This is a genomic window from Massilia eburnea (genome assembly GCF_050709955.1).
Taxonomy (GTDB): domain Bacteria; phylum Pseudomonadota; class Gammaproteobacteria; order Burkholderiales; family Burkholderiaceae_D; genus Rugamonas; species Rugamonas eburnea_A.
Map to the genome: position 1 here is coordinate 16698 of NZ_JBNZFX010000021.1, position 15036 is coordinate 31733.

14 protein-coding genes are annotated in these 15036 nt (G+C 64.5%); all 14 read right to left on the reverse strand.

The window, feature by feature from the left end; genetic code table 11:
* Positions 1–29 precede the first annotated feature (29 nt).
* Genes ACQ4MM_RS11535 through ACQ4MM_RS11600 form a run of 14 tightly spaced genes read right to left on the reverse strand, consistent with a single transcriptional unit; the run spans position 30 to position 14988 of the window.
* On the reverse strand, positions 30–1262 hold the full coding sequence (locus ACQ4MM_RS11535; protein WP_431477493.1) for an acyl-CoA dehydrogenase family protein: 1233 nt from the start codon (positions 1260–1262) through the stop codon (positions 30–32).
* Between the two features lie 9 nt (positions 1263–1271).
* Positions 1272–2342 carry a phosphotransferase gene (locus ACQ4MM_RS11540; protein WP_431477494.1) on the reverse strand — a complete coding sequence of 357 codons (1071 nt, stop codon included), beginning with the start codon at positions 2340–2342 and terminating at the stop codon, positions 1272–1274.
* Between the two features lie 24 nt (positions 2343–2366).
* On the reverse strand, positions 2367–3092 hold the full coding sequence (locus ACQ4MM_RS11545) for a histidine phosphatase family protein (protein WP_431477495.1): 726 nt from the start codon (positions 3090–3092) through the stop codon (positions 2367–2369).
* 6 nt (positions 3093–3098) lie between these two features.
* The gene (locus ACQ4MM_RS11550) at positions 3099–3647 is read right to left on the reverse strand and encodes a prepilin-type N-terminal cleavage/methylation domain-containing protein (protein ID WP_431477496.1); all 549 of its coding nucleotides are present in this window, start codon (positions 3645–3647) and stop codon (positions 3099–3101) included.
* A 22-nt stretch (positions 3648–3669) separates the two neighbouring features.
* Positions 3670–4371, reverse strand: a complete 702-nt coding sequence (locus tag ACQ4MM_RS11555; protein ID WP_431477497.1) for a type II secretion system protein — start codon at positions 4369–4371, stop codon at positions 3670–3672.
* Positions 4368–5048 carry a hypothetical protein gene (locus ACQ4MM_RS11560; RefSeq protein ID WP_431477498.1) on the reverse strand — a complete coding sequence of 227 codons (681 nt, stop codon included), beginning with the start codon at positions 5046–5048 and terminating at the stop codon, positions 4368–4370. The genes ACQ4MM_RS11555 and ACQ4MM_RS11560 overlap by 4 nt, the downstream gene beginning before the upstream one ends.
* Positions 5032–5499 carry a hypothetical protein gene (locus tag ACQ4MM_RS11565; protein ID WP_431477499.1) on the reverse strand — a complete coding sequence of 156 codons (468 nt, stop codon included), beginning with the start codon at positions 5497–5499 and terminating at the stop codon, positions 5032–5034. The genes ACQ4MM_RS11560 and ACQ4MM_RS11565 overlap by 17 nt, the downstream gene beginning before the upstream one ends.
* Positions 5500–5507: 8 nt before the next feature.
* The gene (locus tag ACQ4MM_RS11570; protein WP_431477500.1) at positions 5508–6134 is read right to left on the reverse strand and encodes a hypothetical protein; all 627 of its coding nucleotides are present in this window, start codon (positions 6132–6134) and stop codon (positions 5508–5510) included.
* The gene (locus ACQ4MM_RS11575; RefSeq protein ID WP_431477501.1) at positions 6131–7678 is read right to left on the reverse strand and encodes a hypothetical protein; all 1548 of its coding nucleotides are present in this window, start codon (positions 7676–7678) and stop codon (positions 6131–6133) included. Before ACQ4MM_RS11575 ends, ACQ4MM_RS11570 begins: the two co-directional genes overlap by 4 nt.
* Positions 7679–7681: 3 nt before the next feature.
* The gene (locus ACQ4MM_RS11580; protein WP_431477502.1) at positions 7682–8878 is read right to left on the reverse strand and encodes a type II secretion system F family protein; all 1197 of its coding nucleotides are present in this window, start codon (positions 8876–8878) and stop codon (positions 7682–7684) included.
* 1 nt (position 8879) lies between these two features.
* A complete protein-coding gene (locus ACQ4MM_RS11585) occupies positions 8880–10574 on the reverse strand; it encodes a GspE/PulE family protein (protein ID WP_431477503.1) in 1695 nt (564 codons plus the stop codon).
* 6 nt (positions 10575–10580) lie between these two features.
* Positions 10581–12242, reverse strand: a complete 1662-nt coding sequence (locus ACQ4MM_RS11590) for a hypothetical protein (protein WP_431477504.1) — start codon at positions 12240–12242, stop codon at positions 10581–10583.
* Positions 12239–14056: a pilus (MSHA type) biogenesis protein MshL gene (gene mshL / locus ACQ4MM_RS11595; protein ID WP_431477505.1), complete on the reverse strand. Its 1818-nt coding sequence runs from the start codon at positions 14054–14056 to the stop codon at positions 12239–12241. The genes ACQ4MM_RS11590 and mshL overlap by 4 nt, the downstream gene beginning before the upstream one ends.
* Complete coding sequence (locus ACQ4MM_RS11600; RefSeq protein WP_431477602.1) at positions 14053–14988, reverse strand: ExeA family protein; 936 nt, start codon at positions 14986–14988, stop codon at positions 14053–14055. The genes mshL and ACQ4MM_RS11600 overlap by 4 nt, the downstream gene beginning before the upstream one ends.
* Positions 14989–15036 lie beyond the last annotated feature (48 nt).

A 15036-nucleotide genomic window follows, 5' to 3' on the forward strand; every position in this document is an offset into this window, starting at 1 on the left:
CGGAAGAGTGACTGCAGGATGATGATAGCTTAGCTTGTCGTAGACGAGAAGCGCGCAATTTCCAGTTTGGCAATGGCGTTGCGGTGCACTTCATCCGGGCCGTCGGCCAGGCGCAGGGTGCGGTTGCCGGCCCATTGATAGGCCAGCGGGAAATCGTCCGAGACGCCGGCCGCGCCGTGGGCCTGGATAGCCCAATCCAGCACCTGTTGCGCCACGTTGGGCGCCAAAACCTTGATCATGGCGATTTCGGACTGGGCCACCTTGTTGCCGACCGTGTCCATCATATAGGCCGCCTTCAGCGTGAGCAGGCGCGCCGTATCGATCTTGATGCGCGATTCGGCGATGCGTTCGCGCCACACGCCTTGGTCGGATAGACGCTTGCCAAATGCAACCCTGGACGTCAGCCGCTGCACCATCAGCTCCAGCGCGCGCTCGGCCACGCCGATGGCGCGCATGCAGTGGTGGATGCGGCCCGGCCCCAGGCGGCCCTGGGCAATTTCGAAGCCGCGGCCTTCGCCCAGCAGGATGTTCGAGGCCGGTACCCGCACGTTCTCGAACACCATTTCGCAGTGGCCGTGCGGCGCATCGTCGTAGCCGAATACCGGCAAGGGGCGCAGCACGGTCAGGCCCGGCGCGTCTGCCGGCACCAGGATCATCGATTGCTGCGCATGGCGCGGCGCGTCGAAATCGGTCTTGCCCATCGCGATGTAGACCTGGCAGCGCGGATCGCCGGCGCCGGAAATCCACCATTTGCGGCCATTGATCACATAGTGCTCGCCAGCGCGCTCGATGCGGGTTTCGATATTGGTCGCATCGGACGATGCCACCGCCGGTTCGGTCATCGCAAAGGCGGAGCGGATCTCGCCGCGCAGCAGCGGCTCCAGCCAGCGTTGCTTGTGTTCTTCCGTGCCGTAGCGCTCCAGCGTTTCCATATTGCCGGTGTCGGGCGCGGAGCAGTTGAACACCTCCGCCGCCCAGGGCACACGCCCCATGATTTCGCACAGCGGCGCGTAATCGAGGTTGGACAGGCCTTCCGGTGCGCGGCTGGAGCGGGGCAGGAACAGGTTCCACAGTCCCTCGTCGCGCGCCAATGGCTTGAGGCGTTCAATCAGCCCGGTCGGAATCCAGCGGTTTCCTTTCTCGCGGCCGTTGCGCTCCACCTCTTCGTGGAAAGCCTTTTCGTTCGGGTAGACATGCTGGTCCATGAAGGCCAGCAGGCGCGCCTGCAATTCCTTGGTGCGCGGGGAGTAGTCGAAGTCCATGCCGGTTCCTTAGTCGATTGCCTTGCCCTGGGCGTAAGCCCAACCCATGCTCGCCATCGGGCGCGCCAGTTTGCCGGACTCCAGCGCCTGCGCGCTGGCGGCCGTGCCGTCCACGTAGCGCTTCATGATGCCCTGCATGATGCTGGCCAGGCGGAACATATTGAAGGCCAGGTAAAAGTTGAAGTCTTCCAAGCGGATGGCCTTGCCGGTGCGTTCGGCGTAGCGCGCAATGTAGTCGCGCTGCGATGGAATACCGAGCGCCTTCAGGTCCAGGCCGGCGATGCCGCGGAATTTGCCCGGCTCGATGTGCCAGCTCATGCAATGGTAGCTGAAATCCGCAAACGGATGGCCCAGCGTGGATAGCTCCCAATCGAGTACCGCCAGGATGCGCGGCTCGGTCGGATGAAAGATCATGTTGTCGAGACGGTAGTCGCCATGCACGATGGAGGTGTCCTCGCCCGGCGGGATATTGGCCGGCAGCCAGGCGATCAACTGGTCCATCGCGTCGATGGTTTCAGTCTCCGATGCCTTGTACTGCTTGCTCCAGCGCTCGATCTGGCGCTGGAAGTAGTTGCCGGGCTTGCCGTAATCGCCCAGTCCGATGGCGCTGTAGTCGATGGTGTGCAACTGCGCGATGACGCGATTCAGTTCGTCGTAGATCGCTGCGCGTTCGGATGGCGTCATGCCGGGCAGGGCCTGGTCCCACAGAACGCGGCCTTCGACGAATTGCATCACGTAGAAGGCACGGCCGATCACTTCTTCGTCCATGCACAGGCAGTACTGGCGCGCGGCCGGAAAGCCGGCCTTGTGCAGGGCATCCATCACGCGGAATTCGCGTTCGATCGCATGGGCCGAGGGCAGCAGCTTGGCCGCCGGCGCAGGCTTGGTGCGCAGCACGTAGTGCTGGCCGCCGATCGACAGCTTGAAGGTGGGATTCGACTGGCCGCCCTTGAACTGCTCGACTTTCAATTCGCCTTGCGGATAGCCTTCCACGTGCCGGCGCAGGTATGTGTCCAGTACGGCGGTATCGAAACGGTGGCGCTCCGACACTTCCTTGGTGCCCATGAATTCTTCGAACATAATGCCTCCTTCCGAACGATCGTACTATTTTTGTGGGCGGGAAAGCAAGCGCGATTTGGAATATTCGTTGAACAGCTGTTCCATCGTGGTGCTGCGGGTCGCGCTTTGCAGGGGCGCCGGCGGGGCGTAGTTCGAGAAGCGCACGATCCAGTCGTGCCGCGCCTGGCCAACGTCCAGCGCATTGATGCAGCCGGCAGCCTGCGACAGGTTGCCGAGGAACAGGCGCTGGCCGCCGGTCAGGGCATAGGACAGGATGGCGCGATTGACGCCGCCGTGCAGGACCAGCAGCGCGGTGTCCCAGCTTGCGTCGGCCAGCAGTCTGGCGATGGCGGGGTGGATGCGGTCCATCAGTTCGCCCACCGATTCGCCGCCCAGGAAACGGCGCTGTTCCGGCACCACGCCTTCGAAGGCGCCGGTGAAGGCTTCGCGCAGCTTGTCGTCGGGGATGCCGGACAGCTTGCCGCCGCGGATTTCCGCCAGTTCGGGCCAGGTTTCAAGCTGGATCTGCTGGCCGGTTTCCGCCAGCACGCGCATTGCGGTTTCGACGGTGCGTGGCAGGCCGGAGACGATGACCCGGTCGAACTCGATGCCGTCGGCGGCGAAGGCCCGCCCGGCGGCAGCGGCCTGGGCACGGCCTGCTTCATTCAGGGGCACGGTCTCCGGGAGATGGGGTTTGCCGGCCTGGTCGAAGTATGTGACGCTGCCATGGCGCATCAGGAAGAGGCGGCGCCGTTCAGGGTTTGCTGTCATAGGCTTTCAGAAGAAGATTGCGAGGCGCGTAATGATGGTTCCGTTATTAGTATAAGGCCCAGTCGCGCGCACGTTGCCGGAATCCGGTTTGCCGTCATCCAGCTTGGCGTCAATCTGCTCCGCAAAGGTGTCCGGCAGGTTGTCGAAGCGGATGCCGTTGCCGCCCCGTCCGCCGACCACGTCGTTGTAAATGTAGACCGCGCCGCCCTGGGCACTGGTCATGAAGTCGGTGGTGCCGTTGTAGGAACCTGTAATCAGGCCCGCCATGGCCAGGTGCTGGGGTGCCAATTGGTACTCCGTGATCTGGCCGTCGCCGTTGCCGTTTCCGGCTGCACCGGGAACGTGGGTAGTGGCGAGGATATCGTCGCCCGGCAGGGCGCGGAAGCGGTCCTGGTAGCCGTTGACGGCCGCCTGCAGGGCTGTGGCCTGCTGAATGATGCTTTTGACCTTGGCGCTGTCGATCAGGGCCTGTCCTTTCAACACCCCCCCAAGCAGCAGGCCGATGATGACCAGCACAATGGCGATTTCTACGAGGGTAAAGCCGCGGTGTCGCATGGCGCTCTCCTTGGTTTGCATGTCATGGCAGCCGTTGGGCTGCCAGCATTCGGTTGAACAGGATGTTGGGCGACAGCCAGACCACGATATCGTCGTAGGCGCCGCCCGCGGCGGCCGGATTGTCGGCACGGTCGCGCGCGATGAACATGCGGCCGTCGGCCTGGACGTTGGCCTTTTCGTCGAGATTGCCCTGGCCCATGTCGGCGGCCTGCACGCCAACATCGCTGAAAGCGCCGAAGCCGTTGCGGCCTTGTGACAGCACCACGGCGGGGATGTCGTTCTGGGCGCTGGCCGGAACCAGTGCACCGCTCGCGTCGCGGCTGGCGATGGTGATGTCGCGTGGCGTATTGAGGCGAAATAGTGCGCCGCTGTCGCTGTAGGCCGGGGTGACGCTGTATAGGTAGAGGTGCTGCCAGGCGTCGAGCTTGGGCAAGCCCAGTGTTGCCCATGGCAGGAAGCCGAGGCGCCGCTCATTGCCGCAGCGGGTGCCGCTGCGGTCCTCCAGGCCGTTCGAGGCGGAGATGGCGGGGCAGGGCAGGTAGCCGTTGCGGGCGGCGAATCCTGCCAGCGCGTCGCGCACCTCTTCCAGCGCCTTGGCCGTGTCGGCCGCGCGGCGCTGGTCCATCTGCGCCGACAGCGGTGCCAGCATGCCGCCCAGCAGCAGGCCGACGATGACCAGCACGATGGCCATTTCAACCAGGGTGAAGGCTGTTTGCTTTTTCATGGCAGGGTTTTGGCGGCCGCCATCCTTTCGTAGAGGGTGTGCAGCGGTACGACGACGAGCAGGTCGTCGAAGGCGCCGCCCGGGGCGTTCGATTCCGTGCTGCGCGGACGTTGCATGAAGTTGGCCTCGGCCAGCAGGTTGCCGGTTTCGTCCTGGCTACCTGGCGCGTCGCTGCGGCCGCGCGAGAGGACGATGGCTGGTACGCATTGCGCGGCCAGCGAGCAGGCTTCCTGTCCGGCGACGAAGAACAGCGCGCCGTTCGCGTCGCGCGACAGCACCCGTTTGCCGGCGACCAGCGCCGTCCGTGCCAGCGGTGCCACGGTAAACGCAGGCGTTACGCTGTATCGCAATTGATGGCCCCAGTTGTCTTGTGCCGGCAGGCCCAGGTCCAGCCAGGGCAGGAGGCCGGTGCAGTCGGCCTCGCTGGCGCAGGGCGCGCTTCGCTCGCGCCCGGATACTGCGGTGACTGTCGTCGGACGTGGCAGGCGCCCGTGGGTGGCCGCAAAGCCGACCAGCGCTTCGCTGGCCTGTGCCAGCAAGGTATAGGTGCGCTGTTCGCGCGCCCGCTCCACGCCGCTGCCGCCGAATGCGGAGAGCAGGACCGCCGCCATTGCCACCGTGGCGATCAGCAGCAGCGCCAGCAGCGCGGCGCCGCGCTGTTTAGCGAGCGTCTTCATGCACTGCTCCAGTGGCCGGATCGTAGCGCTGTCCTGGCTTGAGGACCACGGAGCGTCCGTCGGCCTGCAAGGTGACCGCGCCGCGCATCACGGCGCCGGGCGGCGCCGCTTGCGCCTCGCCATTCAAGATGATCATCGTCGGCCCATCACTGCGGCGGATTACGCCTCCCAGCCGAAGCCCGGCCGCCTCCGCCTCGCTATCGCCTTGCGTCCCCGCCGTTGTACCAGCCGTTAACCCGGCCGGCGGACATCCCGGCGCCGCAGCAGGACAGCCCGCCGCCGCGTCCATTGCCGGCGCCAGGGCAGTGCCGCTCATGCCGGCCGTTCCTGGCGCCTGGTTGCGCTGTGCATCGAGCCGTGCACGCTCGTCCGGCGTGGTGAACAACCTCCCCATGCTGACAAAGCCCTGCGCCCACGCCTGGGACGCCAGCAACAGAAGCAGCACTGGCACGCCCGCCCTCACGGCGCCCCCCGCATCGACCCGGCCGGCGCGGCAACGGGCGTCAAGGTCAGCCAGTTCAAGGTGCAGTCGGCATTCAGGGCGGGCGCCAGCACGCCAGCCACCGGAGCGGCGCCGGCAGTACGCCGGATCACGCAATCCTGCACCGCAAAGGTTCCCGTCAGCCGCAGGTCGGCAAGGAAGTTCAACAAATCCAGTTCATGCAGCAGGTCCATATGCAAGGCCATCCGGCTGCCAAGCAAGGCGTAATCGCCCGTCGGCAGCGCAGTCTCCAGCCGGTATGGCTGCTGGACCTCGATCTCATACGTCAAAGGCAGCAAGCGCCGCTGTTCCTGTATCTGCCGGATCGCCTCCACCCAGTCCAGGCGCCGCTCCGGCCCCACCATGCCACGGCGGCGCAACTCCACGAACTGCGGCTGGTACTGCCGGATCTCTTCCTTTTCCGTCTCGGCGTGGGCCAGCCGCAAGCGCGCACCATCGCGCTCGAGCAAGGCTGCAGCCTCCTCAACATGCGCACGCTTCAATTGCCACGAGCTCGCAAATACGGCCGCCAGCGCAACCGCCAGGGTGGCGAGAAACACCAGCACTGCATTGCGCAGGAGCGAAAACTCACGGAACAGGATCACGGCGTCCACCTCAGATTCAACGTGAATTTCGATCGTTCGCCCAAGCCGGCAGGCGAACCTGCCTTGCCACTGAGCTTGACGTTGGGCCTTATATCGAAAGGCAGTTGTTCAATTTCCACCACCATGCCGGGTGTACGCGCCAGTTCCTGCGCAAAGCGGTTCATGCTAAGCAGCACGCTGCGATAGTCGTCCTGCTCCACCAGAACTTCCGCCTGCAGCCGCATCTGCTGCTGCGGCGCCTTGGGAATCCCGATCAGCATGGACGACTGCGGCGTGACAAGGGCCGGTGTCGGCGCGGCGCCGGGAAAGGCAGTGCTGGCTGTCACCGGCACCGCTCCCGGTGCGTTGGCCCGCCAATCGAGCTGGGTGAGGCGGATCTGCGGCGAGCGTTCCAGTGCCTCGCTCAAAATGGACATCACGGCCTGCGGCCACGGCCCCTGGCGCGCCACCATCTGCGCGATCTGCACGGCGGCCCTCATGTTGGCAGTCTTGTCGACGGCTGGCGGCATGCTCGACATGCTGCTCTTGTATGCAGTCGAAAAGCCATGCGTTTCCTGGTGCAATTCCTGGGTATGGCTGCGCGCCAGCGAGAGGCCGACAATATTCGCGCCAGTCCACAGCAGGCAGCAGGCCGCCAGGACCGCGCTCGAAGCATACAGCGACCTGCGCGCGCGCCAAAGGCCGTAATAGCGCTGGCGCGGCCCGAGCGGATAGTGGCTGGTGGGCGCAGTTCGCGCAGCCAGGCCTAGAAACAACTGATCCGGATCGTCGGAAGCGGCCAGCCTTTGCCTGGCCGCTGCTTCCTCCAATGGCATGACGCGCCAGTCGAGCAGCGGTGCAATATTGGCCGTCGCCGGCGGCGAGGCAAGTCGTGCCAACGGCAGCAATGCCAGCACCTGCAAAGGCAGGTCGCGCTTCAGCAGGTGCGCGCCGACCAGGAACTGGCGGGTGCGCTCTGCCTCCTGTTCGGCGCCTGCCGCTGCCTGTGCCAGCCGTGAGAAGCGCACCTTACCGTGCTGGAGATAGGTCTGGCGGATGCCGCTGGCGTGTTGCGTCACCAGTAGAAGATGCGGCTCCCGCCGCGCCTCGTCCGGCAGCAAGGCGCCGCTTAAAAGCGCCGGCGTATACAGCGCCGCGAGCGGAATGCGCTGGCTTTCCAGAATATCCAGCCAGGGCGTCAGCATGGCCGGATTGGTCAGGGCGGAAAAGAGCACGATGTCGTCGCGTCGCCCCTCGTCCTCGCGGCCCTGCTGGTGTGCGCTGCGAAACGCCGTGTCGCGCCACGTTTGCGTCAGGCGCCGGTCGCGCATGGTCATGCCGGCGCGCCCAGCAACATGGGGCAGCAGTTGACGCTGGAAGTCCTCTTCCACCAGGTCGGCCAGCATCAGGGCCGGTGTGTCGCCGCGGCCTTCCAGCCAGCCCGCAAATTGCGCCAGGCCGTCCGGCGTGTGGCCGAAGCATGGCCCGGCTGCCAGGTAGCCGCGCTCCCAAAGCCAGCAGCAAAGCCGTTCGCCGGTGAGGTGCAGGAGTAGTTTGCGGGTCATGGCTCAGATCCTGATTGAACTGATGGTGTCGTAGATCGGCCCGAGCACCGACAGCATGATCCATCCCAGTACGATTCCCAGGATCACGGTCATCGCCGGTTCGATCATGGATTGCATGCGCTCGATCCTTTCGCGCACTTCACGGTTGTAGAAGTAAGCCACGTTGCGCAGCGTCGCATCGAGCGCGCCGGTCGATTCGCCCACCCGCAGCATGCGCACGACCAGCGGTGGAAACAGCCCGACCTGTTTGAAGGCCGCGGCAACAGTATGTCCCTCCGAAATCAGTTCACGTGCGCGGCGCATGGCGGCGGCCACCACACGGTTGCCGGCAATTCCTTCCGACAGGCGGATGCACTCGAGCACCGGAATTCCGGCGGCATACATCAGCGCGAAATAAGTCGCAAAGCGGGCCATGATCAGTTTGTGCAGTACCGGCACGGCGCGCAGCATCAGGCGGTCGAAGGCGAAAGCGCTGCGTTCATCGCGCCGCAACTGCCAGCGCAGCAGCTGCCATGCCGCCACGGGCGCTGCCAGCAGCAGGTACCAGTAGTGGATGAAGAAATCGGAAAGCGCAATCAGCACGCGCGTATGCAGCGGCAACTGCTGGCCCATATTCTTGATGAAGGCGGTGAGCTGCGGAACCAGGTAGATCATCAGGAAGAACATCACACCGCCCACGATCACCAGCACGAAGGCGGGGTAGGTGATGGCCTTGCGCGCCTGTGCCGCCAGTTCGTCCTGCCATTTGAGGTTTTCGGCCAGGTCGCGGAAAACCTCATTGACCTTGCCGCTCTGCTCACCTGCGCGAACCAGGCTGGTAAAGCTTTGGTCGAAGACTTCCGGATAGGCGGCCAGCGCGCTGGAAAGCTGCAGGCCGCCTTCGATTTTTTCCACCAGGTCGGTGATGATCTCGCGCAGCCGCAGGTTGTCGGCCCCATCGCGCAGGTCGCGCAAGCCGTCCAGCATCGGTACGCCGGCGCTGCTCATCTGCTCCAGGTGGAAACAGAAGTTGATCAGGTCGCGCCGCGTGATGCGCTGGCCGCCGATGCGCAGCTTGCGCCGGCGTGTTTCGCGGTAGTCGATCAGGTCCAGCGCCATGCGCTGCAGGCGCAATTCGAGGTCGGGCACGTTATGCGCGTCCATATTGCCCGGCACGATGCTGCCGTTGGCATCCATGGCGCGGTAGATGAACTGTGGCATATCAGCTCAACCTGTCAGTGAGGTCGACCACGCGCGATACCTCGTCGAGCGTGGTCAATCCTTCCAGCACGCGGCGCATGCCGTCGTCGACCAGCGAGCGCAAGCCAGCGGCGTGGGCGGCATTGCGCAACTCCCTGGCTGGCGCGCGGCGCGACACCATTTCGTCGAACTCGCCGGTCATGCGCAGCAGTTCCATGATGGCCATGCGCCCCTTGTAGCCCTGATGCGCGCAGCGGTCGCAGGCACCGGCGCGGTAGATGGTCGCGGGCGGGTGGTCGGCAGGCAGTCCGAGCAGGCGCCGTTCCAGCTCGTCGGCTGCGACCGGTTGCCGGCAGTGGGGGCATAGCTTGCGCACCAGCCGCTGGGCGATGATGCCGATGATGTTCCCGGCCAGGACGTCGGCCACGACGCCCAGGTCCAGCAGGCGCGGGATGGCGCCGACCGCTGAGTTGGTGTGCAGCGTGGAGTAGACCTGGTGGCCGGTCATGGCCGCCGCCAGCGCCATGTCGGCGGTTTCCTTGTCGCGGATCTCGCCGACCAGGATCACGTCCGGATCCTGCCGCATCATGGAACGGATGCCGTCCGCGAATCCCAGCTTGGCCGATTCGTTGACGGAAGTCTGGCGGATCTGGTGCATCGGGTATTCGACCGGGTCTTCCATCGTCATGATGTTCACGGACTCGGTATTGATGTGGTTCAGGATCGAATACAGGGTCGTGGTCTTGCCGCTGCCGGTCGGGCCGGTGACCAGGATCAGTCCATCCGGACGCGCGATCATCAGCTTCAGTACGTCGAGTTCATGCTCGGCCAGGCCAAGTTTATCCAGCGGGACGATGCCTTTCTGGCGGTCCAGCACGCGCAGTACGATGTTCTCGCCGTGGGTGGTGGGCTGGCTGCTGGCGCGGAAGTCGATCTGGCGGCCGGAGAACTGGATCGAGATACGGCCATCCTGCGGGGCGCGGGTCTCGGCGATGTTCATCTGGCTGATCACCTTGAGCCGCACTGCCATGGCGGGCCAGTAAGAGCGGTGCAGGCTGCGGATCTGGCGCAGGATGCCATCAATGCGGTAGCGCACGCGCAAGAAGCTGTGCTCCGGCTCGAAGTGGATGTCGGATGCGCTGTTCTGCACTGCATCGGCCAACAGGGCGTCGATCAGGCGCACCATGGGCTGGCTGTATTCGTCGGAGGAGGCGTCCAGCGTCACCTCGCCGGTTTCGATCTCGTGCAGGATGCCGTCGATCGACAACTCGAAGCCGTAGTAATGGTCGATCGCATACGCAATGTCGGAATCGTTGACCAGCAGCGGCACCAGCGCAATGCCTTTGACCAGCATGGCGCTGATCTGGTCCAGCGCCACGATGTTGGTGGTGTCGGACATGGCGATCACCAGCTCATCGGTCGCGCGCTCGTACACAATCGGGAAGACGCGGTAACGCTTGGCCACCTCCTTGGGAATCAGCTTGAGCGCAATGGCATCGACCACCAGGCTTTTCAGGTCGGCCGAGCGGGTATTCAGATTTTCGCTGAGCGCCTCGCGCATCGTCGCTTCCGTCACGAAGCCGAGCGCGATCAGCAGCTTGCCCAAGGGTTCGCTGTTGCGCGTTTGCTCGGTCAATGCGATCCGCAGCTGGTCTTGGCTGATGACGCCTTTCTGGATCAGCAGTTTGCCGAGCGGGATTTTCTGCGTGTCGGCCATTGTGCTTTATCGGGGCGGCGTTTCGAGGACTTGTAATCGTTTGCGGACGGCGTCGATATCGAAGGCCGGCGGACTGGCTTGCGCCAATTCCAGCGCCCGGCGGTAATAGGTCAGCGCCAGGCGCGGCTGGTTCATGCGGTCAAGCCCGACACCCAGGTTAAAGGCGTAATCGGCGTTGTCGGGCAAAGCGCTGAAGGCGCGGAAGTAGCTTTGCTGGGCTTCCGGCCAGCGGCCCTGGCGTGCGAACAGGTTGCCGAGGGCGAATTGCACGGGCCCCGAGTCGGGGTGCTGGCGGGCCAGGCCGCGCAATTTGATTTCGTTCGCCTGCAGGTCGCCCGGACGTAGCTCGGCCAGGCCGGCCAGGGCGTCGGGATCGTTCGGATCGAGTTCCAGCAGGCGCAAGTAGTTGCTCGATGCCTGCCCGCCATCGTGCTCGCGCAGTGCCACGGCGGCGGCGCCGAGCAGGGCGTCGCGGTTGTTCGGGTCTTGCAGCAGGGCGAGTTCGTATTGTTGCTGCGCGGTGGCCAGGTCGCCGGATTTCAGGGCGGCGTAGCCGTTTTGTACTGCCGGCGCGACCTGGATCGACGCCGCGCTGCGCACAAACTGGATGTTGCCGGTGTCGCCAATGGCGGTCTTCAGCGCCGGCGTGCTTGCTTCGCGTCTGGCATGCTCGACGGCTTGGGGCGGTGCTGGCTTTATGATTGGTGCGGGGGCTTGTGCGGCGCCCTCGGCACGCACCTGTCGTGCCGCGCGTTCGGCGGCATCGCGCATGGCTTCCGCACGGATCGCGGGGTCGGTGATGGCTGCCAATTGCTCGGGTGTTGGAATCGTCACGTCGGCATTCGGCCGCGACGCCGGGGCTTTTGCTCCCATGGCCGCTGGCGCAGTTCCGGCGCCGACCGATCCGGCCGTCCCGTTGGCCCCTGCGGAGCCAGCCGAAGCCGATGCCGGCGCACCGATGCCAGCGTCAGACACGCCACCTGTGCCTGCCGCCTCGGCAGCACCGGCTGGCGCAGCGCCTTGCAGGCCCGGGTCAACGCCAAGCGGTGTGACATAGGGCGTCACAGGAATAGGGGTTCCTTGTTGCGTGCCGGTTTGCGCCACCGGCGGTGATCCGGGCGCAGGCATTGGAACCATGGGCAAGCGCGCACCGGGCCCTGGAGCAGACACGGCACGCCAATAGATAAAGGCAAACACCGCCAGCAAGGCAGACAGAGTGCCCGCCAATACCACAAGCCGGCGTTGTGACGAGGCCAGCGCCCCTTGCAAGCCGGGCCGCCGCAAGCTGTCGGCCTTCGACCGAGATGAAGCCGCTGCACGGGTGGCGCCCGGGGATGCGCCGTCGTTGGTGCCGGCAGAAGCGCCAGGCTGTTTGAAAGACCCCGCCGCTGGCGGTGGCGTGCGCGCCGGTTCATGGCGCGCCTGCGGCGGCACAGGATCATGGGCCGCCTCCTGCGCAGCGACGACTGGCGGTTCGGCATCGAGCGGTTCCAGCCGCCAGGCATCCGGCATGGCGCCAAACGCCGGCCCGCCTTCCGTTGGCGGAGGGGAGGGAATAGCGTCCGCGTCAAAAGGAGGCAGCTCCGGCTGCTGTTCATGCTCCGCGTCGTGTCCATTCTGCGCACGGGCGCGCTCGGCCTTGCGCAAGGCCTGCATGAGCAGGCTCATAGTTCGCCCTCCGGCCGCGGGGGCATCAAATAACGATAGTTGCGATAGTCGCCCGCCAGGCTGGCGTCCTTCAGCACCACCGGCCGCAGGAAGATCACGAGTTCGGTTTTGCTGGCCGTCTCATTCCGGTAGGAGAAAAGGTTGCCAAGCACCGGCACCGAGCCTAGCAGCGGAATGCTGTCCTTCTTGTTGTCGACCGAATCCTGCATCAAGCCGCCCATGACCGCGACCTGTCCGCTCTGGACCTTCAGTATGGACTCCATTTCACGCGCCTGGATGACAGGGACCCTGCTCTTGACGTTCTGTTTGCTCAGCTCGGGATTCGGGTCCTCAACGTAATCGACAATCCGCGTAATGGTCGGCCGCACGTTGAGCGTCACTTCATCCTCCGCCGAGATCTGCGGCGTCACGCTCATGACGAAGCCGACGGGCACGGTTTCCACCTTGGATTCATAGGTCGCCGGCGTGGCAATGGTGCCGGTGGACGTGAGTACTGCAGGCGTCACCTTCAGTGTAAAGAAGATGCTGTTGTCGACCACCTTCAGCAAGGCCGTCTGGTTATTCAGCACGCTGATCTTGGGGCTGCTCAGGACCTTTACTTTGCCGAATGATTCCAGCAATTGGAGCGTGGCGGTGATATTGCCGAAGCGGGTGGTCGGATTGGCATAGTCGAAGATGAACATCCCCGCCGAGCCCTTTGGCGCCACGCCGGACGGCAGCGGCGTGGTGCCGACCTGTCCCTGACCCAGCTTGCCGTTGCCATTGATGCGCGCCCAGTTGATACCTTGCTGGTATTGGTCGCTTAATTTGACTTCAATGATGGTCGCTTCGATCAGCACTTGCCGCTTGGCGGTGGACATGATGATGTCGAGGAATTCCTGAACCTTCTCATGCTGACGGCTTGTCGCGCGCACCGAAAGCAGGCCGCCTTCCGGATTGGCGAGCACGGAGGGAGAATTGCGGCCTTGTGCCGCGGCGCCGGTGCCGAACGCGGTGTTGGCCGCGAGTCCGCCGACCGGTGCGCGTGCCTGCGCCGCGGCGGCCTGCGCACCCGGATAGTTTGCTTCGGTGGCCCCACCGCCGGGCTGCGCCTGCTGCATCATGGCGTTGGCTTGTTCCCGCATTTGCGCCAGTGGATCGGCAAGCTGGTCATTCAGCGTGGTCGGGCGCAGCATGTCGCGGACATTTTTCTCCAGGCTGTACCAGAAATTGTTATCCGAGCGATTCGCGACCGAAGTAGTCGAATTATTGTTGCCGCCGGTTCCGAGCGAACTGCCGGCGCTCGGAACCGGATTGGACGGCGTGCCGCCGCTGCTATACCCAGAGCCGCCGGTGGTGGAGATCTGGGTCGCGATATTCACGCTGCTATTGGTGCTGCGCGCGATATTGACGTAATCGATCTTGTAATGGTTCCAGTACGGCTGGTCCGGCAGGACAACCAGGTTCTTTCCCTGCAGCTCGTAGCGCAGATCAACTTGCTTGCCGATACGCGCCAACAACTGCGGCAAGGTCTGGTCGAGCGCATTCAGCGTCACTGTTCCTTCAATCGCGGGATGCACATCGACATTCAGCCCGGCATCGCGCGCCAGCGCGAACAATACCGACTGCACCGGCACGCGGTGCACCGACACGCTATAAGTTTCCTGCCGCGCAGTCGGGCGCGGCGGCGCAAGTGCGGCGCTCTGCTGTACCGGTTCCGGAATCATGCCTGCCACTGGCTCTGGTTCGGCCACATGGGTTGGAGACAAGGGAAGTTTCGGCGCTGCGCAAGCCGCAAGCAGGACGCATAACAGGGAAGCCGCAAGGTTCTTCATGTTGTTCGCCGCCTGAAGCAAGTTGCCAGGAGTTTATCGAAAGCGATCATACTGCGATTGCCCGGGACCACCGCGCACGAATAACGGCTGTCTTCAATCGCCTGCCGCACATGGTAGGAATTTACAAACGGCAAATCCTCGGCAAAGGCGGCCATCAGCGCTTTGTCGGCCAGTACATTGATGCGGCGAACCACGCCCTGCGAGCCGCGCGCGATCAGCCGCACGGCGCCACTGCTGAACAGTTCGGGCCCCTGGTAGCCCGCGGCGCGCAAGCGGTGCGACAGGAAGTAGGGGATCTGCTCGCGTGGCATCGGCGGCACATTGAAGCTGTGCGTGATGCGCTCACGCAGTTGTCGCATGCGTGGAAGGGCGAGATGCTGATCCAGTTCAGGCTGGCCGAAAAGCACGATTTGCAGCAGTTTGCTGCGGGCGGTCTCGAGGTTGGTCAGCAGGCGCACTTGTTCCAGTGTTTCAAGCGGCATGGCTTGCGCTTCTTCGACCAGAAGCACCACGCGGTGTGCAGCGGCATGGCGCGCAATCAACTCTGCATGTAGCGCGCGCAACACCTCATCGGCGCGGCGGCCGTTGGTGTTGAGCCCCAGCTCAGCGGCAATCGCGTGCAGTACTTCCTGCTGGCCAAGCGTGGGATTGACCAGGTAGAGCACATCCACGCCGCGCGGCAGGCGCGCCTCGAGCATGCGGCACAGCATGGTCTTGCCGCAGCCAACCTCGCCCGTCACCTTGACGATGCCTTCGCCTTGGGTGACAGCGTAGAGCAGGGCGGACAGGATCTCGCCGCGCGTATTCCCGCCATAGAAAAAGGCAGGGTTCGGCGTAATGCCGAAAGGGGCCTCGTGCAGGCCAAAATGTTGCTGGTACATGGCGGCGTGCAGGCATTGGGTGGGTTGGATGGGACCCTGCAATTGGAGCACGTATTGCAAGAATTCGTCGCCCTCCAGTCACGCGCTTCGACTGTGGTT